Annotated in this window: 21 protein-coding genes; 5 read left to right on the forward strand and 16 right to left on the reverse strand. The window is 70.0% G+C overall.

What is annotated here, in order from left to right:
- The first annotated feature begins 1 nt into the window (after nt 1).
- Entirely contained in the window at nt 2-1,081 is a 1,080-nt protein-coding gene (locus ACOFKX_RS16520) for an ABC transporter ATP-binding protein (protein ID WP_419828143.1), read from the forward strand.
- On the opposite strand, the gene ACOFKX_RS16525 is transcribed toward ACOFKX_RS16520, so the two are convergent.
- From ACOFKX_RS16525 to ACOFKX_RS16535, 3 genes are all read right to left on the reverse strand, one after another.
- A complete protein-coding gene (locus tag ACOFKX_RS16525) occupies nt 1,071-1,838 on the reverse strand; it encodes a carbohydrate ABC transporter permease (protein WP_419828296.1) in 768 nt (255 codons plus the stop codon). The genes ACOFKX_RS16520 and ACOFKX_RS16525 overlap by 11 nt on opposite strands.
- Before the next feature lie 89 nt (nt 1,839-1,927).
- Nucleotides 1,928-2,803 carry a carbohydrate ABC transporter permease gene (locus ACOFKX_RS16530; protein ID WP_419828144.1) on the reverse strand — a complete coding sequence of 292 codons (876 nt, stop codon included), beginning with the start codon at nt 2,801-2,803 and terminating at the stop codon, nt 1,928-1,930.
- Nucleotides 2,800-4,077: an extracellular solute-binding protein gene (locus ACOFKX_RS16535; protein WP_419828145.1), complete on the reverse strand. Its 1,278-nt coding sequence runs from the start codon at nt 4,075-4,077 to the stop codon at nt 2,800-2,802. Before ACOFKX_RS16535 ends, ACOFKX_RS16530 begins: the two co-directional genes overlap by 4 nt.
- 163 nt (nt 4,078-4,240) lie before the next feature.
- Here ACOFKX_RS16535 and ACOFKX_RS16540 point away from each other — a divergent pair, with 163 nt between their 5' ends.
- Nucleotides 4,241-4,705 carry a hypothetical protein gene (locus tag ACOFKX_RS16540; protein ID WP_419828146.1) on the forward strand — a complete coding sequence of 155 codons (465 nt, stop codon included), beginning with the start codon at nt 4,241-4,243 and terminating at the stop codon, nt 4,703-4,705.
- A gap of 4 nt (nt 4,706-4,709) precedes the next feature.
- Here the strand turns inward: ACOFKX_RS16540 and ACOFKX_RS16545 are convergent, their stop codons facing one another.
- On the reverse strand, nt 4,710-6,590 hold the full coding sequence (locus ACOFKX_RS16545; RefSeq protein ID WP_419828147.1) for a gamma-glutamyltransferase family protein: 1,881 nt from the start codon (nt 6,588-6,590) through the stop codon (nt 4,710-4,712).
- 123 nt (nt 6,591-6,713) lie between these two features.
- Between ACOFKX_RS16545 and ACOFKX_RS16550 the strand changes: the two genes are divergently transcribed.
- Together ACOFKX_RS16550 and ACOFKX_RS16555 are read left to right on the forward strand one after the other, a co-directional pair.
- A complete protein-coding gene (locus ACOFKX_RS16550) occupies nt 6,714-7,943 on the forward strand; it encodes an NAD(P)/FAD-dependent oxidoreductase (RefSeq protein WP_419828148.1) in 1,230 nt (409 codons plus the stop codon).
- 46 nt (nt 7,944-7,989) lie between these two features.
- Complete coding sequence (locus ACOFKX_RS16555; protein WP_419828149.1) at nt 7,990-9,816, forward strand: DUF885 domain-containing protein; 1,827 nt, start codon at nt 7,990-7,992, stop codon at nt 9,814-9,816.
- Here ACOFKX_RS16555 and ACOFKX_RS16560 read toward each other — a convergent pair.
- The 11 genes from ACOFKX_RS16560 to ACOFKX_RS16610 form a co-directional block, all read right to left on the reverse strand.
- On the reverse strand, nt 9,772-10,869 hold the full coding sequence (locus ACOFKX_RS16560) for an AI-2E family transporter (protein ID WP_419828150.1): 1,098 nt from the start codon (nt 10,867-10,869) through the stop codon (nt 9,772-9,774). The two genes, ACOFKX_RS16555 and ACOFKX_RS16560, sit on opposite strands and share 45 nt — an antisense overlap.
- A 39-nt stretch (nt 10,870-10,908) precedes the next feature.
- Nucleotides 10,909-13,122 (reverse strand): ribonuclease R family protein, encoded by a 2,214-nt coding sequence (locus ACOFKX_RS16565; RefSeq protein WP_419828151.1) that lies wholly within the window; start codon nt 13,120-13,122, stop codon nt 10,909-10,911.
- A 41-nt stretch (nt 13,123-13,163) separates the two neighbouring features.
- Nucleotides 13,164-14,201: an enoyl-CoA hydratase/isomerase family protein gene (locus tag ACOFKX_RS16570; protein WP_419828152.1), complete on the reverse strand. Its 1,038-nt coding sequence runs from the start codon at nt 14,199-14,201 to the stop codon at nt 13,164-13,166.
- Nucleotides 14,198-15,286, reverse strand: coding sequence for a non-hydrolyzing UDP-N-acetylglucosamine 2-epimerase (gene wecB / locus ACOFKX_RS16575; protein WP_419828153.1), 1,089 nt, complete (start codon nt 15,284-15,286; stop codon nt 14,198-14,200). The genes ACOFKX_RS16570 and wecB overlap by 4 nt, the downstream gene beginning before the upstream one ends.
- Nucleotides 15,287-15,328: 42 nt before the next feature.
- Nucleotides 15,329-17,323, reverse strand: a complete 1,995-nt coding sequence (locus tag ACOFKX_RS16580; protein ID WP_419828154.1) for a biotin carboxylase N-terminal domain-containing protein — start codon at nt 17,321-17,323, stop codon at nt 15,329-15,331.
- Nucleotides 17,323-17,712, reverse strand: a complete 390-nt coding sequence (locus ACOFKX_RS16585; RefSeq protein ID WP_419828155.1) for a lysozyme inhibitor LprI family protein — start codon at nt 17,710-17,712, stop codon at nt 17,323-17,325. Before ACOFKX_RS16585 ends, ACOFKX_RS16580 begins: the two co-directional genes overlap by 1 nt.
- Nucleotides 17,703-18,698 carry a biotin synthase BioB gene (gene bioB / locus ACOFKX_RS16590; RefSeq protein WP_419828156.1) on the reverse strand — a complete coding sequence of 332 codons (996 nt, stop codon included), beginning with the start codon at nt 18,696-18,698 and terminating at the stop codon, nt 17,703-17,705. Before bioB ends, ACOFKX_RS16585 begins: the two co-directional genes overlap by 10 nt.
- The gene (scpA, locus tag ACOFKX_RS16595; protein WP_419828297.1) at nt 18,698-20,818 is read right to left on the reverse strand and encodes a methylmalonyl-CoA mutase; all 2,121 of its coding nucleotides are present in this window, start codon (nt 20,816-20,818) and stop codon (nt 18,698-18,700) included. Before scpA ends, bioB begins: the two co-directional genes overlap by 1 nt.
- Before the next feature lie 85 nt (nt 20,819-20,903).
- Nucleotides 20,904-21,332 carry a methylmalonyl-CoA epimerase gene (mce, locus tag ACOFKX_RS16600; RefSeq protein WP_419828157.1) on the reverse strand — a complete coding sequence of 143 codons (429 nt, stop codon included), beginning with the start codon at nt 21,330-21,332 and terminating at the stop codon, nt 20,904-20,906.
- The gene (locus tag ACOFKX_RS16605; RefSeq protein ID WP_419828158.1) at nt 21,329-22,522 is read right to left on the reverse strand and encodes an acetyl-CoA C-acyltransferase; all 1,194 of its coding nucleotides are present in this window, start codon (nt 22,520-22,522) and stop codon (nt 21,329-21,331) included. Before ACOFKX_RS16605 ends, mce begins: the two co-directional genes overlap by 4 nt.
- Before the next feature lie 39 nt (nt 22,523-22,561).
- Nucleotides 22,562-24,094 carry an acyl-CoA carboxylase subunit beta gene (locus ACOFKX_RS16610; RefSeq protein ID WP_419828159.1) on the reverse strand — a complete coding sequence of 511 codons (1,533 nt, stop codon included), beginning with the start codon at nt 24,092-24,094 and terminating at the stop codon, nt 22,562-22,564.
- Between the two features lie 128 nt (nt 24,095-24,222).
- Here ACOFKX_RS16610 and ACOFKX_RS16615 point away from each other — a divergent pair, with 128 nt between their 5' ends.
- Nucleotides 24,223-25,608, forward strand: a complete 1,386-nt coding sequence (locus ACOFKX_RS16615; RefSeq protein WP_419828298.1) for a helix-turn-helix domain-containing protein — start codon at nt 24,223-24,225, stop codon at nt 25,606-25,608.
- Between the two features lie 3 nt (nt 25,609-25,611).
- On the opposite strand, the gene ACOFKX_RS16620 is transcribed toward ACOFKX_RS16615, so the two are convergent.
- Nucleotides 25,612-26,001 carry a hypothetical protein gene (locus tag ACOFKX_RS16620; RefSeq protein WP_419828160.1) on the reverse strand — a complete coding sequence of 130 codons (390 nt, stop codon included), beginning with the start codon at nt 25,999-26,001 and terminating at the stop codon, nt 25,612-25,614.
- Between the last annotated feature and the right edge of the window lie 25 nt (nt 26,002-26,026).

A 26,026-nucleotide genomic window follows, 5' to 3' on the forward strand; every position in this document is an offset into this window, starting at 1 on the left:
GATGAGCGGCGTCACGGTCACGGGGCTTGCCAAGCGCTACGGCGCGAACCCCGTTCTCCACCCGACCGACCTCGATGTGGCGGCGGGCGAGCTGCTGGTGATCGTCGGCGCGTCGGGCTGCGGCAAGTCGACGCTGCTGCGGCTGATCGCCGGGCTGGAAGTGCCCGATGCGGGCCGCGTCACCATCAGTGGCCGCGACGTGACTGAACGCGCGCCGGCGGAGCGCGGGCTCGCGATGGTGTTCCAGTCCTATGCGCTCTACCCGCATCTGTCGGTCGCCGAGAACATCGCCTTTCCGCTCCGCGCCGCGCGTTGGCCGCGCGTGCGCATCGCCGAGCGGGTGGCGGAGGTGGCGGCGCTGCTGGAGCTTCGGGAACTCCTCGCGCGACGCCCGAAGGCGTTGTCGGGCGGGCAGCGCCAACGCGTGTCGATCGGCCGCGCGATCGCGCGCGAGCCGGCCGTGCTGCTGCTCGACGAGCCGCTCTCCAACCTCGACGCCGGCTTACGCGTGCGGATGCGGCACGTCATCGCGCGGCTGCACCAGCGGCTCGGCGCGACGATGATCTACGTTACGCACGATCAGCTGGAGGCGATGACGCTGGCCAACCGCATCGCCGTGATGGCGGCGGGGCGGATCGAGCAGGTCGGCGCGCCGATGGCGCTCTACGCCGCGCCCGCGACCGTCGACGTGGCGCGCGCGATCGGCTCGCCCGCGATCAACCTGCTGCCGGTCACGATCGCGAGCACCGGCCCTGGCAGCCGCGTGCGCTTCGGCGATGAGGAGATCGCGACGGAGGCGTGCGTACCGGCGGCGGATGCCGGCGCACCCGCGACGCTCGGCGTCCGGCCCGAGCATCTCGCGATCGACGCGCGCGGCCCCTTCGCCGGCCCCGTCGAGCTGTTCGAGCGGCTGGGGCCGCTGTCCTTCGCGCATGTCGGCGGGCGCGACGCGACTTTGGTCGCGCAGCTTCCTGGCGACAGCACGGTGACGTTGGGCGAGACGCTGCGCTTCTCGGCGCGGCCTTGCGACCTGCACCTGTTCGACGCCGCCGGCCGCGCCTATCCGCGCCTCATCCCTTGATGCCGCCACCGAGGATGCCGCGCAGATAGGCGCGCTGGAGCGCGAGGAACAGGATCAGCACCGGCAGCGTCGTCACCACCGCGCCCGCCATCATCAGCTCGGTATCGCCGCCATGCTCGCGCGTGATCGCGGCGAGCGCCACCGGCAGCGTATAGCTCTCGCGATCGGTCAGCATGATGAGCGGCCACAGGAAGTCGCTCCAGCTCGCCAGGAAGGCCAGCAGCGCCACGGTCGCCGCCACCGGCGACAGCAGCGGCAGCGCGATGCGCGCGAAGATCGCGAACTCTCCCGCCCCGTCGAGCCGCGCCGCATCGAGCATCTCGTCGGGGATGGCCAGCGCCGCCTGGCGCACGAGCAAGGTCGCGGCGATACCCGCCAGCCCGGGCGCCAATACGCCCGCATAGCTGTTCACCAGCCCCGCCTGTCGCAGCATCAGGAACAGCGGCAGCATCGCCACCTGCCCCGGCACGACGGCGGCGGCGAGCAGCAGCCGGAACAGTCGCTCGCGTCCCCGAAAGCGCAGTTTGGCGAAGGCATAGCCCGCCGGCACCGTCAGCGCCGTGCCGACCGCCGTGGCGAGCAGCGCCAGCGCAAGGCTGTTCAGGAACGCCGGTGCGATCCGGTAGTCGAGCAGCACGGGGCCAACCGGGTGGCCGAGTAGCAGCTCGCGATAGTTGGCGAGCGTGGGATGCGCGGGCCACAGCGGCGGCGGTGCCTGATCCGCGCTGCCCTTGGGCATGAACGAGGCCGCCACCATCCAGGCGAGCGGGGCGATCGTGGCGATCGCCAGCGCCGCGACGAAGAGGTGGAGCAGCAGGGTGCGCGCGCCAATTGCCGACACTGTCCTCACGTCCAGTCTCGCCCCAGCCGCACCTGCACGGTGGTGAACGCGAGCGTGGCGCCGAACAGCAGCACCGCCACCGACGAGGCGAGCCCCAGATTCCACCACGCGAAGCCCTGCTCGAACAGGAAGTACATGAGCGTGACGGTGCTGCCTGCCGGGCCGCCGTGCGTCATGATGTAGGGCTCATCGAAAATCTGCACGAAGCCCGCGACGCTGAGCACCGTGGCGAGCAGCAGCACCGGGCCGATCGCCGGCAGCGTGACGTGGCGCAGGCGGCGCCAGCGGCCCGCGCCATCCAGCCGGGCGGCGTCGCGCAGCTCGTCGGGCACGGCGGCGAGTGCCGCGGTGAATACCACCATGTTGTAGCCGAACAGCTTCCACACCACGAAGATCAGGATCGCGGGCAGGCTGGCGCGCGGATCGCCGAGCCAGTCCACAGCCGGCAGCCCGATCGCGTGGAGCACGGCGTTGAGCAGCCCGTGGCGACTGTCCAACACCGCGCGCCACACGGTCGCGGCGGCGACGAGCGTCGTCACGTAGGGCGCGAAGAGCAGCACCCGCCATAGCGGCTTCCACCTGAGCGTCGCCGAAGACAGCAGCAGCGCCGCGCCAAGCGACGCGCCGATCGCAGCGGGCACACCGATCAGCGCGAACAGCGTCGTGTTGAGCACGGCGCGCCCGAACGCCGGATCGGCGAACAGCGCGGCGTAGTTGGTCAGGCCGATGAAGCGCAGGTTGGCGACGCTGGCGAGCGCGTAGACGTCGAAGTCGCTGAGGCTGAGCGCGAAGGCGCACGCAGCCGGCACCAGCAGCACCGCGATCACGACGGCGAGCACCGGCCCGGCGAAAGACCATCCGGCGCGTTCCTGCCGCGTCACGCGATCCGCCCTTTGTCGATCAGCCAGCGCCGCTTGGCGAGGATCAGGTCGGCGCGACGGTCCATCTCGGCGGCGGCGGCGGCGACGGTAAGCTGGCCGCGCACCATGCGCTCGGCGACGAGCTGCACCTCGTCCATCACATGCTGCCACTCGGGGATGGCGGGCTGCGGCGACAGCCGTTCGACCTGGGTCCGGAAGGCGGCGACGGTGGTGTCGTTCGCGAGGCCGGGCCGCGTCCACGCGCTCGGCCGCGACGGCAGGTCGCCGATCAGCGCGTGAAAGCGCTCCTGCACGTCCGGCCGGCATAGATAGGCGATCAGCGCCCAGGCGCGCACGGGATCGCGCGACGTGGACGAGACCGCGAGGCTGTTCACGCCGATCACGCCCGGCGCGAGCCCGCCGGGTCCGGGTATCGGCGCCGTCGCCCACCGCGCCTCGGGGATCATCGCCGCGCGCCGCCGCAGATCGCCGACTGTATAGGGCGCGCCGGGCAGGATCGCGAACCAGCCTTGGGCGAACAGGACATACTGATCGCCGATTTCGGTGGAGAGCACCGCCGGCGCCAGCTTCTCGTCGAAGATCGACTTGTAGAAGCCCAGCGCTTCCCGAAAGCCGGCGCTGGAGAAGTTTCCGCGCGTATCTCGATCGCGCAGCGGCCGGTCGGGCATCTGGCTCGCGAAGCTGAACAGGTGCTCGGGCCAGTTGAGCATCATCAGCGCGGCGTAGCGATCGGGGTGGCGGGCCTTGATGGCGTGGCCCATCCGCTTCCATCCCGCCCAGTCCGCCGGCGGCGCGGCGTGGCCGACCTCGGCGAGCAGGTCGCGCCGGTAGAACTGCACCTGCGGGCCAATCGTCCACGGCACAACCCGGTCGCGTCCGCCGATCCGCACCTGCGCCAGCACGCCGGGAAACTGATCGTCGAGCAGGTGCCGCGCTTTCGCCGGCACCGGCGCGATCGCGCCGATCATCGCGAACTCGGCCACCCACGGCGCCGACAGCATCATCACGTCGGGCAGCGATCCGCCCGCAAACGCCGTGAGCAGCTTCTCGTGCCCCGCCGTCCACGGCACCGGCTCGACGTCCACCGCAATGCCCGTCTCGTGCTTGAAGCCGTGGGTCAGCACGGGCAGGTTCTCGCCCTCCGTGCTCATCGCCCAGATGGTGAGTGCGCCGCGACGCCGCGCGCAGGCGGGGATCGCGGCAGCGAGCGGCAGCGCCAGCATCGCGCGGCGATCGATGTCGCCAAGCGCGAAGCGAGAGCCTTCCTTCCTCATCGCCGATGTCTGGCACGGCGAGCGCGATCCGCAAGCGCTCCGGCTTGCGGACGCTTTCTCGGACCGATGAAAGACGGTAGAAAGACATGGAGGTTATCTCCGGCGCGCCTCGGCTTGGCCGAGGCTCCAGGCCTCGCGTCGGATTTCCGAAGGAATAAGGCGCATGAAGTCGATGGGTCCGCGCCGGGGTGCGACAGTGCCGCCGATGGGTCAGGGGCTGGCGGTGATCGCGGTGCTGGTCGCGGCCGCGCTGTTCGCGATTCTGGGCGTCGGCGGCTATCTCATGTCTCTCCGCGTCGCGGCGGCGCGAGCGGAGATGTCGCGGCTGGACGAGCAGACGCGCGCGCGGCAGGCCGACATGCGCAGACTCGGCCAGGATTACGCGATCCGCAGCCGCCTTCCCGAGCTCGACCGTTGGCGAGCACCGCTCGCCCTCACCGCCGCGTCGGCCGACCAGTTCGCCACCGACGACAGCGAACTGCTGGAGACCGCCGCGGCGCGCCGCCGCGCGCTCGCCGCCGGGCGGGAGAAGCCTCGTCTCGCCGCGACCGCACCATCCGCTCGGCCGAGCTACACCGACGCCGCACGCGGCAAGCTCGACGGCCTGATCGCCACCATCGGCGGCTAAGGCATCAGTAGGCCAGCGCGCAGCCGTCTGCGCGCATCTCGCTCGCCGCCGCATAGACCCGAGCCGCGCCATCCGTACGGCGCTCGATGCACTCGTAGCGGCCGAAGCCGCCGTCGGGATCGCCGATCGTCCAGCCGATGCGGCGCAGCGCTTCGCGCGTCGCGGCCGGCACGCCGCTCTCCAGCCGCAGCAACCCGTTGGCGGGCAAGCCGGGCGCGTCCTCGCCCATCGACTGCGACGAGCCCTCGTGGTGCCAGCGTGGGGCATCGCCGGCGGACTGGATCTCCAACCCGTAATCGACCGTGTTGACGACGATCTGCGTCTGCCCCTGCGGCTGCATGTCGCCCCCCATCACGCCGAAGCTCATCCACGGCTGCCCGCCGCGAGTCGCGAAGCCGGGGATGATCGTCTGGAAAGGCCGCTTGCCGGGCGCGTAGATGTTGGGGTGGCCATCCTTCAGGCTGAAGAGCTGGCCGCGATCCTGGAACATGAAGCCGAGGCCGTCCGCGACAAGCCCCGAACCCATGCCGCGAAAGTTCGATTGGATGAAGGACACCATCATGCCTGACGCGTCCGCGGCGGTGAAGTAGGTGGTGTCGCCGTGGCTCGGCGCCTGGCCGGGATGGACCGGCGTCAGAATGCGATCGGGCCGGATCAGCTTCGCGCGTTCGGCGGCATAGTTCTTGGAGATCAACCACTCCACGGGCACCTTGGAGAAGTGAGGGTCGGCATAGTAGCGGGCGCGATCCTCGTAGGCGAGGCGCTTGGCCTCGACCTGAAGGTGGACGGATAGCGGCGACTGGAAGCCCGCGCCGCCCAGATCGAATCGCTCGAGCATGTTGAGCATCTGCAGCGTGGCGATGCCCTGCGTGTTGGCGCCGAGCGCGTGGACCGTGGTGCCGCGATAGTCTGTCGCATGCGGCTCCACCCACTCGCTGCGGTGCGCCGCCAGGTCGCCCGCGCTCAGCCAGCCGCCGATCCGCTTGAAGTAGGCGTCGATCGCTCGCGCGACGGCGCCCTCGTAGAAGGCGTCGCGACCGCCGTCGGCAATCATGCGGTAGGTGCGCGCGAGATCCGGGTTGCGGAACACCGTGCCCCGCGCCGGCCCCTTGCCATCCGCGAGGCCATAGGTGCGGATCGCGTTGGCGGTCTCCTCGACACCCGCTTGCGGGCGCAGGAAGGCGGCGAGGTTGCGGCGGATATAGTAGGCGATGATGTCGGGCACCGGCGCGCCCTCCTCCGCCAGCGCGATCGCCGGCTCGAACAGCGCCTTCCATGGCAGCCGGCCATAGCGCTCGTGCAGCGTCCACCAGCCGTCGACCGCGCCCGGCACCGATACCGACACCGCGCCGAGCGGCGGCAGCGCGCCGTTCTTGGCGCGGGATCGCGCCGTCTGCAGCGTCAGCGCGCGCGGGCTCGCGCCCGAGCCGGCGAGGCCGACCACCTTCGCCTTACCGGGATCCCACAGCATCGCGTAGCAGTCGCCGCCGATGCCGCTCGATGTCGGCTCGAGGAAGCCCAGGCAGGCGTTGATCGCGATGGCGGCGTCGACGGCCGATCCGCCCGCCCGCAGGATCGCGATCCCCGCCTGCGTCGCCAGCGGGTGCGCGGTGCCGCACGCGCCGTGCAGGCCGTAAACGGCGGTGCGGGAGGCGAAGCTCGCGCCCACCGGGCGGTCGCCCGCGTGGACGTCGGGACGGAGGAAACGCTCCTGCCCCGCCTCCCATCGGCCGGGCAACGGCGCCTGGCCCGCCGTCGCGGGCTGCGGCGCGCCGCCCTGCCCTGGCCCCTTCGGCGCGGGGGCACCCGGCGCGCCCGCCTGCGCGTCGAGCCGGGGTGCGATCGCCGCCGCCGGGATGGATGCCAGGAAGGTGCGCCGACGCATGATGATGCTCCCGTGTCCCCCGGAGCAGGACAGCCTGCCCCAGAGGCGGACTTGGCGCAACGCCCGCGCGATTGACTGGCGAAGGTGCGCGGCTAGGGTCCGGCCGCAGACGCGGGGAGAGGCATGAGCGAGCGGTACGACATCGTCATCGTCGGTGCGGGGCATGGCGGCGCGCAGGCCGCGATCGCGCTTCGCCAGCGCAAGTTCGAAGGCACGATCGCCGTCATCGGCGAGGAGCCCGAGATCCCCTACGAGCGCCCGCCGCTCTCCAAGGATTATCTGTCGGGCGACAAGGGCTTCGAGCGCATCCTGATCCGCCCCGCCGCCTTCTGGGCGGAGCGCGAGGTGGCCATGCTCACCGGCCGGCGCGCGACGGCAATCGATGTCGGGGCGCGGACGCTCGCGACCGAGGACGGCGCCACCATCGGCTACGGCGAGCTCATCTGGGCGGCAGGCGGCCACGCGCGCCGGCTCAGCTGCTCGGGCCATAGCCTGATCGGCGTCCACTCGGTGCGCAGCCGCGCCGACGTCGATCGGATGATGGGCGAACTTGCCACGACGCGGCGCGTCTGCGTCATCGGCGGCGGCTATATCGGGCTGGAGGCGGCCGCCGTGCTCGCCAAGCTCGGCAAGCAGGTGACGGTGCTGGAGGCGCTGGATCGCGTGCTCGCGCGCGTGGCGGGCGAGCCGCTGTCGCGCTTCTACGAGGCCGAGCATCGCGCCCACGGCGTCGACCTGCGCCTGTCGACGCAGGTCGATTGCATCGACGAGGCGAACGGTCGTGCGGTCGGCGTGCGGCTCGCGGGCGGCGAGGTCATCCCCAGCGAGATGGTGATCGTCGGCATCGGCATCGTGCCCGCGGTGGAGCCGCTGCTGGCGGCGGGCGCGCGCGGCGGCAACGGCGTATCGGTGGACGAGCATGGCAAGACGTCGCTGCCCCATGTCTGGGCGATCGGCGACTGCGCGATGCACGCCAATGATTTCGCCGAAGGCATGCCGATCCGGCTGGAGAGCGTGCAGAACGCCAACGACATGGCGACGTGCGTGGCCAAGGCGATCACCGGGGACGCCGAACGCTATCACGCGGTACCGTGGTTCTGGTCGAACCAGTACGACCTCCGCCTGCAGACGATCGGCCTTTCGGTCGGCCACGATCAGGCGGTGCTGCGCGGGGATACGGGCACGCGCTCCTTCTCGGTCGTGTACCTGAAGGAGGGTCGCGTCGTGGCGCTCGACTGCGTCAACGCCACCAAGGACTATGTCCAGGGCAAGAAGCTCGTCGAGGGCGGCGCCACGCTACCGCCGGAGCGGCTGGCCGATGCGTCGGTGCCGCTGAAGGAGATGCTCGCCTGACGCCGCGCCTGTTGCCCGGCGCGGACGGCGGGCGTAGCGTGGCGAGATGAACAGCTTTCCCGACATCGACAGGCGCGCGCTCCTCGCGGGCGTCGCCGGCTCCGCACTCGTCTCCGCGCTTCCGTCCGTGCTGCGTGCCGCGCCGCCGCCCGCGCGCGATCCGCTGCTCGGCCGGGCCGCCGATGCGCTGCTCCGGCTTCGCCCCGACGACGCCACCGGCAATGGCCTCGACGTCGGCGCTGAGGCCGGCCTGCGCGCCCGGCTGCCCGACGTCTCGGAGTCGGGCCTTGCGCAATCGGCCACCCTCGCCCGCTCGCTGAAGGCCGAGCTGGCCCGACCGGGCGGCGACGCCTCCATCCATCGCGAGGCACTCGCTTACGCCTGCGACCGATCGATCGAGGGCGCAGCGTTCGGCTATGGCGGCGGCGCGCCCGACGGCTTCCGCGGCGGCGCCACCCCCTATGTCGTGACGCAGCAGAACGGCGCGATCACCTACTATCCCGAGTTTCTCAACTCGCAGCACCCGATCGCGAGCAAGGCCGACGCGGACGCCTACCTCTCGCGCGTCTCGGCGATCGGCCGCGTGCTCGACCAGGAGAGTGTGCGGATCTCGGCGGACGCGGCCAAGGGCGTGGCGCCGCCCGCCTTCGTCGCCACGAACGCGCTCGGCATCCTGCGCGAGTTCCGCGCGAAGCAGGCGTCCCAGCAGGGAATCGTCGAGGCGCTGGTCCGGAAGGCCGGTCAGGCCGGCGTGGCGGGCGACTGGGCGTCGCGCTGCACCGCGATCGTCGAGCGCGACATCTATCCCGCTCTCGATCGCCAGATCGCGGCCCTCGCCGCCACCGCTCGGGCCAGCTCCGCGGCCGGCGTCCAGCGCCTGCCCGAGGGGGAAGCCTATTATCGCTGGGCGCTGCGCCTCGGCACCACCACGGAGCAGAGCCCGCAAGAGGTGCACAGCATCGGGCTCGCGCAGAATGCCGAACTGCTGGCCAAGATGGACGCGATCCTAAAGGCGCAGGGCATGACGCAAGGTAGCGTCGGCCAGCGCACCGTCGCGCTCAACAAGGATCCGCGCTTCGTCTTCCCCGATACCGATCAGGGCCGCGCCGATCTCCTCGCCTACATCAACGGCCGCATCGCCGCGATCCGGCCGCTGCTGCCCAGGATCTCGCACCTGCCGCTGAAGGCGCCCGTCTCCGCCAAGCGCGTGCCGCCCGACATCCAGGACGGCGCGGCTCTCGGCTACATGAACTTCGCCTCGCGCGACGGGAAGCGGCCGGCGATCTACTACGTCAACCTGAAGTCGACCGAGCTGTGGCCCAGATACCAGCTCTCGACGCTGACCGCGCACGAGGGCGTGCCCGGCCATACCTGGCAGGGCGCGTACATCGCCGAGACTCCGGGCGTGCCGGTGATCGTCTCGCTGCTCGGCTTCAACGCCTTCGTCGAAGGATGGGCGCTCTACGCCGAGCAGCTCGTCGACGAGCTCGGCCTCTACGCGGACGATCCGTTCGGCCGGCTCGGCTATTTCCAGGCGCAGCAGTTCCGCGCGTGCCGGTTGGTCGCCGACACCGGGCTGCACGCGATGGGCTGGTCGCGCGAACAGTCCGTACGTTTCCTCGTCGAGCAGACCGGCAAGGGCGAGGCGGCGATGACCAGCGAGACCGATCGTTACTGCGTAGCGCCGGGTCAGGCGTGCGGGTACAAGACCGGGCACAACGAGATCCTGCGTCTCCGCGCGCGGGCGCAGGCGGCGCTCGGACCGAAGTTCGATCTTGCCGGCTTCGACGACGCGCTCGTCGAGACCGGCGGCGTGCCGCTGTCGCTGCTACCGGGCGTGGTCGATCGTTGGGTCGCGAGCCGGAGCGCCTAGCTCCGGCGCCTCGCGCTCCACCAGCTCGCGCCACAGCATCACCAGCACCGCCATCGTGGCGGGTCCGACGAATAGCCCGAGCAGCCCCAGCGTCTCGACCCCGCCGAGGATGCCGACCAGCACCCACAGGAAGGGCAGCCGGGTCGCGCCCCCGATCAGCACCGGACGCACGAGATGGTCGGCGACGCCCACCACCGCGAAGCCGATCACCAGAATCAGGATCGCGCCCGTCACCGCGTTGGCGGTAAGCAGCAGGAAGGCGGCGATGGCGAAGGCGACGGCGGCGCCGAAGGGGATCATCGCCGCGATCGCCGTCACCGCGCCGAGCAGGATTGGGTGCGGCACGCCCAGCGCCACGTAGGCGACGACCATCACCGCCCCCTCGCCGATGCCGACGAGCACTAGGCCGTCGATCGTGCCGCGCACCGAGTGGACGACCTGATGGCCGATGCGATCGGCGCGTGGCCCGAACAAGGCGGTGCCGGCGCGGCGCATCTGGCTGACCAGCGTATCGCCGTCACGCAGCACGAAGAACAGGCTGACGAGCGTGAAGGCGAACACGATCGAGCGGTGGAGCAGTCCTTTCCCCACGATCTGGCTGTGGCGCAGCAGATAGGCGTTGTCGAAGCGCGCGAGTTCGGCGCGCGTAGCCTCGGGCGTGGCGAGATGCGCCTGCCACCACGCCACCGCCGGCTTCGATCCGAGCGGAAGCTGGAACATCCACGCCGGCACCGGCACGCCGTTGTCGCGCGCGCCGGCGATGAAGCGCACCACGTCCTGCGCCTCCGCCGCCGCGCGATAGGCGCCGAGCGCGACCGGGCCCAAGACCACGAGAGCGACGATCGTGGTAGCGAGCATCGGCAGCAGCGCGCCGCGCTTCAGGTGCGGCCAGCGCCGCTCGATCCGCGCATAGGCCGGCGCGATGGCGATGGCGATGACGCCCGCCCAGACGAGCGACGGCAGGAAACCCTGGATGATCCACACGCCGAGCGCGGCGAGCGCCAGCGTGAGCACGAGGCGCGCGGTGCGCTGGCGAGAGGCGTCGAGGGACATGGCGAACGCGTTACCCGATCGCCGATCGGGAAGGGAGAGCTAACGCCGTCCCTGGTGCCGGATGTTGGCGGGCCGCCCTCGCCGTCCGGCGGGCCGACGGTCGCGGCGGCCCTGGACGGGCATGTGGTTGACGCCCTCCGGCAGCTCGAAGCGGAGCGCGCCGCTCGCGACATTGGCCTCGACGAGACGCAGCGTCAGCCGCTGGCCGACGGCGTAGCGGTCGCCGCTCTCCTCCCCCACCAGCGCACGCGAGGCCTCGTCGTGCCGGAAGCGTTCGGCGCCCAGGGTCGAGACGGGCACCAGCCCGTCGCCGCCCAGCCCATCCACCGTGGCGAAGAAGCCGAAGCGCTGCACGCCGGTGATCCGCGCCTCTACGAGCTCGCCGACACGGGTGGAGAGATAGGCGGCGACATAGCGGTCTACGGTCTCGCGCTCCGCCTCCATCGCACGACGCTCAGCGGCGCTGATCCGGGTGGCCAGCTCCTCGAAGCGCTCGGCGTCCGCCGCCGGCAGCCGCGTCGCTTCGACGTCCGGCGCGAGCGCGTAGGCGCCGACCAGTGCGCGGTGGACGAGGAGGTCGGCGTAGCGCCGGATCGGCGAGGTGAAATGCGCGTAGCTTCCGAGCGCGAGGCCGAAATGGCCGATGTTGGCCGGTGCGTAGACCGCCTGCATCTGCGAGCGGAGCACCTGCTCCATGATCTCCTGCTTCTCGGACCGATCGCCGACTTGGTCGAGAATACGGTTGAACAGCTTGGGCCGCACCACTTGTCCCAGCGCCAGCGGCAGGTCGAAGGTGGCGAGATAATCCTTGAGCGCGACCATCTTCTCGCGGCTTGGCGCCTCGTGGATGCGGTACATGACGGGGGCCTGCCGCTTCTCCAGCGCGCGCGCGGCGGCGACGTTGGCCGCGATCATGAAATCCTCGACGACGCGATGCGCGTCGAGCCGCTCCCTGGGCGCGACGGTAGCGATGCGGCCCTTCTCGTCGAGCACGACGCGGCGCTCGGGCAGGTCGAGCTCCAGCGGCTCGCGCCGCGCCCGCGCGGCGGCGAGCGCCTGCCAACACCCCCACAGCGGCTCCAGCACCGCATCGCCGCCGGCGTCATGGCGAGCCTGCGCGTCCTCGTAGGTGATCACCTCGGCGATGCGGACAACCGCGCGCGAGAAGCGGAAGCCGCGCATCGCACCGTCCGCCGCGATGGTGAGATGGCAGGCGAGCGCCGCGCGATCCGCTCCCTCGCCCAGCGAGCAGACGTCGGCGGAGAGGATCTCGGGCAGCATCGGCACGACGCGATCGGGGAAGTAGACGGAATTGCCGCGCCGCCGCGCCTCCCGATCGAGATCGCCGCCCGGCCGCACGTAGAAGGCGACATCGGCGATCGCGACGATGGCGCGCCAGCCGCCGGCGTTGGCGGGATCGTCGTCGGGCGCCGCCCAGATCGCATCGTCGTGATCGCGCGCGTCCGCCGGATCGATGGCGACGATCGGCAGCTGGCGCAGATCCTCCCGCCCCTCGCCCAGATGCCGGCGCGCGCTCTCCTCCGCCTCCTCCAGCACCGCATCGGAAAAGATGTCGGGGATGCCGAACTTGTGGATGGCGATGAGGCTAAAGCTGCGCGGCGCGAAGGGATCGCCCAGCCGCTCGCTCACGCGCGCGGTGATGCGTGGCGGGCGGCCGGTCTTCTCGGCGAGCACGAGATCGCCCGGCCCCGCCCCGCCCGCGTCGGAGACCGGCAGGTCGCGCCGCTCGCGCTTGTCGACCGGCTTCAGCCACATCGCGCCGCCTTCCTCGTGGAGCACGCCGAGCACCAGCTCCTCGCCGCGCGCCAGCGTCTTCAAGGGATGCGCGAGCCAGCCGCGCCCCGCCTCCTCGGTCCGCGCCAGGATGCGATCGCCGACGCCGAGCGCGGACTGCCTTCGCCCGCGCTCGACGACGCGCAGGCGCGGCGGCGGCACGCCTTCCGCCTCCCAACGCTCGGGCACCGCGATGGGCTGGTCGCCGTCGACATCGACGATCCGCAGCACCGTTACCTTGGGCACGCCGCCCATCTTGTGGAAGGCGCGCCCGGGGCCTGCGTCGATCAGCCCCTCGTCGGCCATGTCCTTGAGCAGCGCCTTCAAGAGGATTTTCTCGTGCCCGTGCAGGCCGAAGGCGCGCGCGATCTCGCGTTTGCCCGCGGGCTGGCCGCTCTCCACGATGAAGCGAAGGATCTGGTCGCGGCCGGGCAGGCCGGCGGGGCTGGGCTTGGGCATTACGGCCCACCCTAGGCCCGCGCTCCCGCCGCGTCACCCGCTCAGCGCGAGAGCGGAGTCCAATCCTCGTCGTCGCCGAGCGGCGCGAAGATCCTGTCGATCACGTGTTCGGTCACGCCATCGGGCGTGGCCGGGTCCCATCTCGGCCGGTTGTCGCGATCGACCAGCAACGCCCGCACGCCCTCCTCGAAGTCGGGTCGCTGGCAGACGTGGACGGCGATGCCGTACTCGGCGCGCATCTCGTCGGCGAAGTCGATCCGGTCGCGCGCGTCGAGCACCAGCCTCAGCGACACCTTGCATGATTGCGGCGATTTGCGGCGCAACGTCTTCAGCGTCGCCTCGGCCCACCCCGCACCGTCGGCCTCAAGCGCCTCGATCACCTGCTCCAGCGTGGCGTGAGCGAACAGCCGATCGATGTCCGCGGCATGATCGAGCACGGCAGCGGGCGGCGGCGGCACCGCGGCCTCGTCGAGCAGGCGCTCGGCCCCGCGCGGCTCCGCCGCCAGCGCGGCCTTCAGCCCGTCGAGCCGGGTCGCGGGAACGTAATGAGTGGCGAGGCCGAGCGCGAGGCACTCCGCCCCGTCCAACCGCGCGCCGGTGAGCGCCAGATACTCGCCCATCGCGCCGGGCAGACGCGAGAGATACCATCCGCCGCCGACGTCGGGGAACAGGCCGATGCCGGTCTCTGGCATCGCAAACAGGGTGTTCTCGGTCGCGACGCGCCACCTTGCGGGCAGCGCGATGCCGACGCCGCCGCCCATCGTCACACCGTCCATGAACGCGACGATCGGCTTGGCGTAGGTGAACATCAGGTGGTTGAGGCGATACTCCTCGTGGAAGAAGCTGCGCGCGACTTGGGCGTCGCGCGACGCTTCGACGACGTCGCCGCCCGCGCAGAAGCCGCGCCCTTCGGCATGATCGACCAGCACGATCTCGACTTCGTCGCGGCCGCGCCAATCCTGCAACGCCGCGATCATCGCGGTGCACATGCCTTCGGTCAGCGCGTGGATCGCGCGCGGCCTATCCAGCCGCAACCGACCGGCGCGCCCCTCCACAAGCGTCCGCACCTCGTCGCTCATCCGAGCCGCTCCCTAAGATCGTCGACGCAGCGCGACGCGGCGCGCCCGTCCCATAATGGGGGGCGCGGCCGACGCGAGGGTGGCGTCGCCAGCGCCTCGTCCAGCGCGCCCACGAGGCTCCGCGCGTTCACCAGCCGGTTGGTGCCGTCGCTGACGGTGATCGGCCGCTCGGTATTCTCACGTAGCGTGAGGCACGGAATGCCAAGATAGGTGGTCTCCTCCTGGATCCCGCCTGAATCGGTGATAACGGCGGCGGCACCTGCGACGAGGCTCATAAAACGGATGTAGGGCAGCGGATCGGTAAGGCGGACACCATGCTGTTCCAGTCGCGCCTCCAGCCGCGCCGCCGCCAGCCGCTGGCGCGTGCGCGGATGCACCGGGAAGACCAGTGGCAGCCGCGCGTTGACGACGCTGAGCGTCGCCACCAGCGCCCCCAGCGCCATCGGATCGTCGACGTTTGACGGGCGGTGCAGCGTGATGACGCCGTAGCGTTGGGGCAAGCCCAACGCGGCGGGCTCGGCGGCGCCCTCGATGGCCGGACGGACGAGTTCGTAAGAATCAAGCATGATGTTGCCGACGTTGGTGACTCGCTCGGGCGCGACACCCTCCGCCAGCAGGTTCTCGTCGGCGTCGGGGGACGGCGTCCACAGCACGTCGGCGATCGCGTCGGTGGCGAGCCGGTTGATCTCCTCGGGCATGTCGCGGTCGCGTGAGCGCAGGCCCGCCTCGAGGTGAAAGACGGGGACGCGCAGCTTGGCGCCGACCAGCGCGCAGGCCAGCGTGGAGTTGACGTCGCCCACCACCACCAGTGCGTCCGGCCGCTCAGCCTGCGCCAGCGCCTCGTAGGCGATCATCACGCGGCCGGTCTGCTCGGCGTGGCTGCCCGATCCGACGCCGAGATGATGATCGGGCGCGGGCAGCGACAGGTCGGCGAAGATCGCGTCGGACATGTTGGGATCGTAATGCTGACCGGTGTGGATCAGCACCGGCGTGAAGCCGGGATCGGCGGCGAGCGCGTGCCACAGCGGCGCCACCTTCATGAAATTAGGGCGCGCGGCGGCGATCAGGTGAATGGTGCGGGGCATCGGCGCGACCTTAACGCGGGTTTATGACGGCGCCACCACGTCTCACTCGAATTCCAGGATCACTTGGTCGATCGCCAGGCTGCCGCCCACGTCCGCCGCCACCTTGGCGACGGTCGCCGCCTTCTCGGCACGGAGCATGTTCTCCATCTTCATCGCCTCGACGGTAGCGAGCGGCTGGCCGGCCTCCACCTTGTCGCCCTGCTTCACCATGAGGCGGGTAAGCAGCCCCGGCATCGGCGAGACGAGGAAGCGAGACATGTCGGGTGCCGGCTTCTCGATCATGTGGCGGCGCAGCGCCGCGATGTTGGGGTGCATCGCCTGCACCGTGCGCGTGCGGCCGGCGGTGGTGATGCGCATGGTGCCACGCTTGCGGGCTATGCGTAGCGCGATCGGCTCGCCGCCGATCTCGGCCTCCACCTCCACCGCGCCGGGACGGTAGCCGAGCGCCAGCGTCAGGCTCTCGCCGTCCACCGTGGCGCTGTCCGTCTCCAGCAGCACCTCGTGCTCGGCGCCGTCGATACGAACGGTCCAGCGATCGGCGGGCTCCTGTGGCTCGCCGAGCTGGCCGTCGATGTGCGTCGCGCGGCGTTGGTCGGCCTGCGCGATCGCGGCGGCAACGGCGGCCACCGCACGCACCGTCTCGGGCTTCTCGGCGGCGCCGGTGAAGCCCTCCGGATATTCCTCGGCGATGAACCCGGTGGTGATCTCGCCGCCACGGAAACGCGGGTGCTGCATCAGCGCCGAGAGGAAATCGAGGTTCGTGCCCACACCCTCGATCGCGTAGCGGTCGATCGCTGCGGCTTGGAGGTCGATCGCCTCCTCGCGCGTGGCGGCGTGCGTCACCAGCTTGGCGATCATCGGATCGTAGAAGATCGACACCTCGCCGCCATCCGCGACGCCGGTGTCGATCCGCACCACCTCAGTGGCCGTCCGACTGGCGACCGGCGGCTTGTAGCGCGTGAGCCGCCCGGTAGAGGGCAGGAAGTTGCGATAGGGATCCTCGGCGTAGACGCGGCTCTCGATCGACCAGCCATCGAGCTTCACGTCGCCCTGCCCGAAGGCCAGCTTCTCGCCCGCCGCCACGCGGATCATCTGCTCGACGAGGTCGAGCCCGGTAGTCTCCTCCGTGACGGGATGCTCGACCTGAAGCCGCGTGTTCATCTCCAGGAAGTAGAAGCCCTGCCCCGTCTTGTCCGCGCCCGAGACGATCAGCTCGACGGTGCCGGCGCTGTAGTAGCCGACGGCGCGCGCCAGCGCGACCGCCTGCTCGCCCATCGCACGGCGCATCTCGGGCGTGACGAAGGGCGACGGCGCCTCCTCGATCACCTTCTGGTGGCGGCGCTGGATCGAGCATTCGCGCTCGCCGAGATACAGGATCGTGCCGTGCTGATCGCCTAGCACCTGGATTTCGATATGGCGCGGGCTCTCGATGAACTTCTCGATGAACACGCGGTCGTCGCCGAAGCTCGCCAGCCCCTCGCGCTTCGTCGCCTCGAAGCCGTCGCGCACGTCCTGCTCGGACCAGGCGAGCCGCATCCCCTTGCCGCCGCCGCCGGCGCTGGCCTTCATCATCACCGGGTAGCCGATCTCGCCCGCGATGCGGACGGCGTCGTCAGTGGTGGCGATCTCACCCAGGAAGCCGGGCACGACGTTGACGCCGGCCTGCTTGGCGAGCTTCTTCGACTCGATCTTGTCGCCCATCGCGGCGATCGCGTTCGCCGGCGGGCCGATGAAGGCGATATCGTTCTCCGCCAGCAGCTTTGCGAAGGATTCACGCTCGGACAGGAAGCCGTAGCCGGGATGCACCGCCTGCGCCCCCGTGGCCTTGCAGGCCTCCACGATCACGTCTGCGAGCAGGTAGCTCTCGGATGCCGGCGGCGGGCCGATGCGCACCGCCTCGTCCGCCATCTTCACGTGCGGCGCGAGCGCATCGGCGTCGGAGTAGACCGCCACCGTCTTGATGCCCATGCGCTGCGCGGTGCGGATCACGCGGCAGGCGATCTCGCCGCGATTGGCGATCAGGATCTTGTCGAACATCAGTGCCCCTGGGAAAAGTCGTCGCGAAGTTGCTTGGTGCGCGCCTGGCTAAGCGTGGCCAGGCAGCCGAACTTGTAGATCGGGCGCTCACGCCCGCCCGCATTCGCCCACACCTGCTGCGCACACTCGGCGTCGCGATAGGCGAGCCACGTACGCTGCGACGAAAGGAGCGCCTGCGGGTAGCTCGTGCCGTCATTCTCGGCGCGCGCGGACGCGGGCACGCTGCCGTCCGCCGCCCGCGCCTTCGCCATCGCCGCGCGATACGCCGCGTTGAGCGAGGCGTCGGCGCGCCGATAGTCGGCATCCGCGCAGGCGATCAGATCGGCCGTCTCGATCGACGAGCAACGGGCATCGCCGCTCGCCGCCAGCAGCATCGCGATCAGCAGCACGAGGGCGCCGCCTCCGCCTGCACCCGCATCGGGGTGAGACCGAGCTTCGCGAAGAGCGCAGCGTCGCGATCCTCGCCCGCGTTGCCGGTGGTGAGCAGGCGATCGCCCGTGAAGATCGAGTTGGCGCCCGCCATGAAGCACAGCGCCTGCGTCGTGTCGCCCATGCTCTCGCGCCCCGCCGACAGTCGCACCATGCTGGCGGGCATGGTGATCCGCGCGACCGCGACCGTGCGCACGAACTCGACGTCGTCGATGCGCGCGGTGGGCACGTCTTTCAGGATTTCGGCGAGCGGCGTGCCGGCGATCGGCACCAACGCGTTCAGCGGCACGCTCTCCGGCGGCGTCGGCATCGCGGCGAGCGCGTGGAGGAAGGACACGCGATCCTCGCGGCTCTCACCCATGCCGAGGATGCCACCGCAACACACGGAGATGCCGGCATTCCGCACCCGATCGAGCGTATCGAGCCGATCCTCGAACGTGCGGGTGGTGATGAGCTCGCCATATTTCTCGGGCGACGTATCGATATTGTGGTTGTAGTAATCGAGCCCCGCGTCGGCGAGCTGTCCCGCCTGATCGTCGCTCAGCATGCCCAGCGTCATGCAGGTCTCGAGGCCGAGCGCCTTGACCTCGCGCACCATGGCGGTAAGCGCGGGCATGTCGCGCTCCTTGGGGCTACGCCACGCCGCCCCCATGCAAAAGCGACCCGATCCGCCCGCCTTCGCCTCGCGCGCGGCGGCGAGCACGGTGTCGGCATCCATCAGCTTGGACGCCTTGAGCCCCGTCTCGTGGTGCGCGGACTGCGAGCAGTAGCCGCAATCCTCCGCGCACCCGCCGGTCTTGATCGACAGCAGGGTGGAGAGCTGCACCGCATTGGTGGGGAAGTTCGCGCGATGCACCTCGTGCGCGCGGGCAACGAGATCGAGGAAGGGCAGATCGAACAGCGCGGCGATCTCCGCCTTGGACCAGCGCTTGAGCGGTGCGTGCATCAGGCGGCCTCCTCTGCCGGCGGCATATTGTGGCCGAGCAGGCGCAGCACCTCCTCCGCGGCCTTTACCAGGTTGGTGCCCGGCCCGAAGATCGCCTGCACGCCGGCATCGTAGAGCGCTTGATAATCCTGCGCGGGGATGACGCCGCCCGCCACCACCTTGATGTCGGCGCGGCCCGCCTCGCGCAGCAGGTCGATCATCTCGGGGATCAGCGTCTTGTGCCCGGCCGCGAGCGAGGAGGCGCCGACCACGTCGACGTCCTCGGCAAGCGCCATGTCCACCGCCTCGCCCGGCGTTTGGAACAGCGGCCCCGCCACCACCTCGAAGCCGAGGTCCCCGAAGGCGGACGAGACGAGATTGGCACCGCGATCATGGCCGTCCTGGCCCATCTTGGCGACGAACATGCGCGGGCGCCGGCCCTTGCGCGCGGCCACCGCCTCCACGCCACGCTTCAGCGCCGCCCAGCGCGCGTCCTCGCCATAGGCGCCGCCGTAGATGCCCTTCACCGGAGTCGGCGTAGTGCCGTAGCGGCCGAACACATCCTCCATCGCGGATGAAATCTCACCCAATGTCGCGCGCTTGCGCGCCGCTTCGACGGCGAGGCCGAGCAGGTTCTCCTTGCCCCGCGCGCCCTCGCGTAGCGCGTCGAGCGCCGCCCGGCATGCCCCCTCGTCTCGCGCCGCCTTCACCCGCTCGATGCGCGCGATCTGGCCGGCGCGGACCTTGTGGTTGTCGACGTCAAGGATATCGATCGCGTCCTCGCTCGCCAGCCGGTACTTGTTGACGCCGACGATCACGTCCTCGCCCTTGTCGACACGCGCCGCGCGCGCGGCCGACGCCTCCTCGATCATCGCCTTGGGCCAGCCGGCGGCCACCGCCTTGGCCATGCCGCCTTCCGCCTCGACCTTCTCGATGATCTCCCACGCGCCGTCGACGAGCTGCTTTGTCAGGCTCTCGACGTAGTAGCTGCCGCCCAGCGGATCGACGACATTGCACATGCCGGTCTCCTCCTGGATCACGATCTGCGTGTTGCGCGCGATGCGAGCGGAGAAATCGGTGGGCAGCGCAATGGCTTCGTCCAGCGCGTTGGTGTGGAGGCTCTGGGTGCCGCCCAGCATCGCCGCCATCGCCTCGATCGTGGTGCGCATGACGTTGTTGTACGGATCCTGCTCGGTCAGCGACACGCCCGACGTCTGGCAGTGGGTGCGCAGCATCTTGGAGCGCTCGTCCTTGGCGCCGAGCTTGGTCATCACGCGGTGCCACAGCACGCGCGCGGCGCGGAGCTTGGCGACCTCCATGAAGAAGTTCATGCCGATCGCGAAGAAGAAGCTCAGGCGACCCGCGAACTTGTCGATGTCGAGGCCGGAAGCGACGCCGTACTTCACATACTCGGCCCCGTCGGCGATCGTGAAGGCGAGCTCTTGGAGCTGCGTCGCGCCGGCTTCCTGCATATGGTAGCCGGAGATGGAGATGCTGTTGAACTTCGGCATGTTGGCGGAGGTGAAGCCGAAGATGTCCGAGATGATCCGCATGCTCGGCTCGGGCGGGTAGATGTAGGTGTTGCGGACCATGAACTCCTTGAGGATGTCGTTCTGGATGGTCCCGTCGAGCAGCGCCTGAGGAACGCCCTGTTCCTCGCCCGCGACGATGAAGAAGGCGAGGATCGGGATCACCGCGCCGTTCATCGTCATCGACACCGACATCTTGTCGAGCGGGATGCCGTCGAACAGGATCTTCATGTCCTCGACGGTGTCGATCGCCACGCCCGCCTTGCCGACGTCGCCGGTCACGCGCGGATGGTCGCTGTCGTAGCCGCGGTGCGTCGCGAGATCGAAGGCCACCGACAGGCCCTTCTGCCCAGCGGCAAGATTGCGGCGGTAGAAGGCGTTGGATTCCTCGGCGGTGGAGAAGCCGGCATATTGCCGGATCGTCCACGGGCGACCTGCGTACATCGACGCGCGCACTCCGCGCGTGAACGGCGCAAAGCCGGGCAGTCCGGGATCCCAGCCGGCGAGATCGGCCTCGGTATACAACGGCTTGACGGCAATGCCTTCGGGCGTATGCCAGGTGAGATCCTTGGCCTTGACCTCTTTGACCGAGGCGGCTTCCCACTTCTCCATCGTCGGGCGCGCTGAGGGCTCGGGCAAGTCGCGCGGCTTGGGCGCCGCGCCGGTATCTTCGCCAGTGTTGAATTCGATGGTCATGTCAGTGCGCGCCCTCCGGCGTTTCCATGATCTCGATCAGGGTGCCGCCCATGTCCTTTGGATGCAGGAAGAACACCAGCGTGCCGTGGGCTCCGATACGCGGCTCGCCGAGCACGCGCACGCCTCTGCCCTCGAAATCGGCCTTGGCGGCGTGGATGTCCGCCACCTCGAAGCAGACATGGTGCTGCCCGCCCGCCGCATTCTTCTCGATGAATTTCGCGATCGGCGACTCCGCGCCGAGCGGCTCTATCAGCTCGACCTGACAATTGGGCGTGTCGACGAAGCAAGCACGCACGCCCTGCGCCGGCAGATCGAAAGGCTCCCTGGTCACGCGCCCGCCGAGCAGGTCGCGATAGACCTTGAGCCCGGCCTCGATCGACGGCACCGCGATGCCGACGTGGTTCAAGCGCCCGATCGCCTGAGCGCTCATGCGGCGAGCTCGATCGCCATCGCGGTCGCCTCGCCGCCGCCGATGCACAGCGAGGCCACGCCGCGCGTCTTGCCCTTGGCCTTGAGCGCGCCGATCAGCGTGGCGATCAGCCGCGCTCCGCTGGCGCCGATCGGATGGCCGAGCGCGGTGGCGCCGCCGTGGACGTTGATCCTGTCGTGCGGAATGCCGAGATCGTGCATCGCCACCATCGCCACGCAGGCGAACGCCTCGTTCACCTCGAACAGCTCGACGTCGTCGATGCTCCAGCCCGCCTTTCTCAGCACCTCCTGGATCGCGCCGACGGGGGCGGTGGTGAACTGTGCTGGCGCGCGGGCGTGCGCGGCGTGGGCGACGACCGTCGCGACGGGGCTCAACCCCCGCTCGTCGGCTGTGGACTTGCGCGTCATCACGATCGCGGCGGCGCCGTCCGAGATGGACGAAGCGTTGGCGGCGGTGATCGTGCCTTCCTTGGCGAACGCGGCCTTGAGCGTCGGGATCTTGGCGATGTCGCCCTTGGCGGGTTGCTCGTCCTTGTCGATCTGCACCTCGCCCTTGCGCGTCTTGACGGTCACGGCCACGATCTCGTCGTCGAACGCGCCGGACTTCTGCGCCTCCTGCGCACGATTGAGCGAGTTGATCGCGTAGTCGTCCTGTGCCTGGCGCGTGAACTGGTATTCGCGCGCGGTATCCTCGGCGAAAGTGCCCATCGCACGTCCGGGCTCGTAGGCATCCTCCAGCCCGTCCAGCATCATGTGATCGTAAACGGTGTCGTGGCCGATGCGGGCGCCGGCGCGGTGCTTCTTCATCAGGAAGGGCGCGTTGGTCATGCTCTCCATGCCGCCCGCCACTACGATGTCGGCGGAGCCGGCGGCGATCGCGTCCGACGCCATCATCGCCGTCATCATGCCCGATCCGCACATCTTGTTGACGGTGACGGCCTCGGTCGATTGCGGCAGGCCTCCGTAGATTGCCGCCTGACGCGCCGGCGCCTGGCCGAGGCCGCCCGGCAGCACGCAGCCCATGTAGACGCGATCGACGCTGTCGGGCGAGACGCCGGCACGCTCTACGGCGGCGCGGATGGCGGTGGCGCCGAGATCGACGGCGGAGGCGTCGGCGAGCGCGCCCATGAAGCTGCCCATCGGCGTCCGCGCGTAAGAGAGGATGACGGTGGGATCGGGATTGCTGGCCATGCGAGGATATCCTTGTGCGCCGCGAGGAAGCGGACCGCGTTACAGCGGGATGTTATCGTGCTTCTTCCACGGGTTTTCGAGGGTCTTGTTGCGGAGCTTCCGCAGGCCCAGGGCGATCCTCTTTCGTGTCGAATGCGGCATGATGATCTCGTCGATGAAGCCCATCGACGCCGCCACGAACGGGTTGGCGAACCGCGCCTCATACTCGGCGGTTCGCGACGCGATCTTCTCCGGATCGCCGATGTCCTTGCGGAAGATGATCTCCACCGCGCCTTTGGCCCCCATCACCGCGATCTCGGCGGTGGGCCAGGCGTAGTTCAGATCGCCGCGCAGGTGCTTGGACGCCATGACGTCGTAGGCGCCGCCATAGGCCTTGCGCGTGATGACCGTGATCTTGGGCACCGTCGCCTCGGCATAGGCGAACAGCAGCTTGGCGCCGTGCTTGATGATGCCGCCATGCTCCTGCGCCGTGCCGGGCAGGAAGCCGGGCACGTCGACGAAGGTGACGATGGGGATCTCGAAGGCGTCGCAGAAGCGCACGAAGCGCGCGGCTTTTCGCGACGAGGAGATGTCGAGCACGCCGGCAAGCACGGTCGGCTGGTTGGCGACGATGCCCACCGTGCGGCCCTCGATACGGCCGAAGCCGGTGAGGATGTTGCCCGCATAGGCCGGCTGAAGCTCGAAGAAATCGCCCTCGTCCAATACTTTGCGGATCAGCTCGTGCATGTCGTAGGGGATGTTGGTGGATGCCGGGATCAGCGTGTCGAGGCTCTCCTCGAGGCGATCCCAGGGATCGTCGGTGGGCCGGCACGGCACGCCCGAGCGGTTGTCGGCGGGCAGGAAGTCGATGAAGTCGCGCGCCGCGAGCAGCGCGTCGACGTCGTTGTCGAAGGCCACGTCCGCGACGCCGGACTTGGCGGTGTGCGCCGAGGCGCCGCCGAGATCCTCCTGGGTCACAACCTCGTTGGTGACGGTCTTCACCACGTCGGGGCCGGTGACGAACATGTAGGACGAGTCCTTCACCATGAAGATGAAGTCGGTCATCGCCGGCGAGTAGACTGCGCCTCCCGCGCACGGCCCCATGACGAGGCTGAGCTGCGGCACCACACCGCTGGCATTGACGTTGCGCTGAAACACCTCGGCATAGCCACCGAGAGAGGCGACGCCCTCCTGGATGCGGGCGCCGCCCGAATCGTTGAGGCCGATCACGGGCGCGCCGACCTTCATCGCCATGTCCATGATCTTGCAGATCTTCTGCGCGTGCCGCTCGGAAAGCGAGCCGCCGAACACGGTGAAATCCTGGCTGAACACGAACACGAGACGGCCGTTGACCGTGCCCGATCCCGTCACCACGCCGTCGCCGGCGAAGTGCTGCTCCTCCATTCCGAACTCGGTGCAGTTGTGCTCGACGAACATGTCGAGTTCCTCGAAGCTGCCTTCGTCAAGCAGGATCTCCAGCCGCTCGCGCGCGGTCAGCCGCCCTTTGGCGTGCTGCGCGTCGATACGCTTGCCGCCCCCGCCCAGCTTCGCCTCGGCGCGGCGTCTCTCCAGCGTCTCAAGCGTGGTGGGCATGTCTCTCCTTTCGGGCAGGGGCGGCGGCGTTCTGCACGCAGGCGCGGGATCACGCAAATGTGGGTTTGTGAAATTGCGAAGTCGTCGGATGTGAAGTAGGTGAAGCGGTGCCTGGCCCTTCTCGCCCCATGTTCGCCGGACGACGCGTGCGCAGTCTGCGGACGCGGCTCGCCCTGTCGCAAGGCACGATGGCGCGACGGCTTGGCATCTCGATCAGCTACCTGTCGCAGATCGAGACGGATGGCAGACCGCTCACGCCGCAAGTTGCGCTCGCGCTCGCCGCCGCCTTTCCGGGCGAGTGGGCGCTGCCCGACGGCGATGCCGCCACGCAGCTCCTCGCCGGGCTGGCCGAAGCCGCCGCCGACCCGCTGCTGCCCGACCCCGCGCCATCGGCCGACCTCCTCGCACGCGCGATCGAGCAGCAGCCCGAACTCGCGAGACGCTTCGTGACGCTCCACGCCGCCTGGCGCCGTGCCGAGGACCAGCTCCAGCGGCTGGACGACGCCTATGGCAGTGGCATGGCGGGTGGAGCACGCCTGCCGTGGGACGAGGTGCGCGACTGGTTTCATGCCGGCGGGAACTATTTCGACGCGCTCGACACCGCCGCCGAGCGCGTCGGCACCACGCTCGGCGATCAATCCGGCAGCATCGAGGAGGCCTTGCGGCGGCGCCACGGCGTCACCGTCCGGCTGCGCTCCGACGAGGCGGCCCCCGTGCGCGCGTTCGACGCGGCGCGGGGCGTGCTGACTATCGACGCCGCGCTGCCGCGGGAGAGCCGGCGCTTCCAGCTTGCCCACCAGCTCGCGCGGCTGGAGCTCGGCGACGCGATCGGCTCGATCGCGGCGGGATCAGGCCTTGGTTCGGCGGAGACCGCGCGACTGATCGAGGTGGGGCTCGCCAACTACGCGGCGGGCGCGATGCTGATGCCCTACGAGGCCTTCCGCGCCGAGGCGCTTCGCGTCCGGCACGATATCGACCGGCTGCGGCGGCGGTTCGGGGTCAGCTTCGAGCAGGCGTGCCACCGCCTGTCGACATTGCAGAGGCCGCAGGCGCGCGGCGTGCCCTTCTTCTTCGCGCGCGTCGACATGGCCGGCAACATCACCAAGCGCCACTCCGCCACCAGCTTCCAGTTCGCGCGCTTTGGCGGCGCCTGCCCGCTGTGGGTCATGCACGAGGCGGTGGCGATCCCGGACCGCATCCTGACGCAATTGGCCGAGGTGCCCGACGGCGTCCGCTACGTGGTGGTCGCCAAGGGGCTGGTGAAGGAGAGCGGCCGCTTCGAACGGTCTCCACGCCGCTACGCGGTCACGCTCGGCTGCGAACTCGGCGATGCGCGCGACTTCGTCTACGCCGACCACCTCGATCTCGGGCGCGCCGAGGCGGCGACGCCGATCGGCGTTTCGTGCCGCATCTGCCCCCGCGAACGCTGCGAGCAGCGCGCCTTTCCGCCCGTCGGCCGCCCGATCCGCGTCGATCCCGAGCGACGCGAGATCGTGCCTTATCGTTTCGCTTGACGATCAGGCCGCCAGCGCCCTCGCCTCGATCGAGCGTAGTTGCGCATCGCGGAAACCACGCTCGCGCAAATCCCGCGCGACCGGATCGGGCATGTGGCGACGGTGCCGGGCGACGACGACAGCGCGACGAAGCGCCTCCAGCCGCGTATCGGCTAGCGCCCGACTACGGGCCCTAAGCCCGAACATCAGCCGCACCGCCCGCTCCATCGTACCGGGCGGCTCCAGGCTCGCCAACGTGTCGTGCCGCGCGAGCGTTATTACCTGTTCCTCGACGGCGGAGAAGACCGAGACGTCGGCGCCAACCGAGTCGAACCGCCGCAGCACGCCGGCATCCCTCCCGTCGTCGCTATCTTCCACGTCGATGATATCGCAGGGCGTGTCGCGAAGCGCCATATCTGCCTCCTCGGAGCCGCGGCGG

The sequence above is a fragment of the Sphingomonas sp. genome (genome assembly GCF_965200105.1).
GTDB lineage: Bacteria > Pseudomonadota > Alphaproteobacteria > Sphingomonadales > Sphingomonadaceae > Solisphingomonas.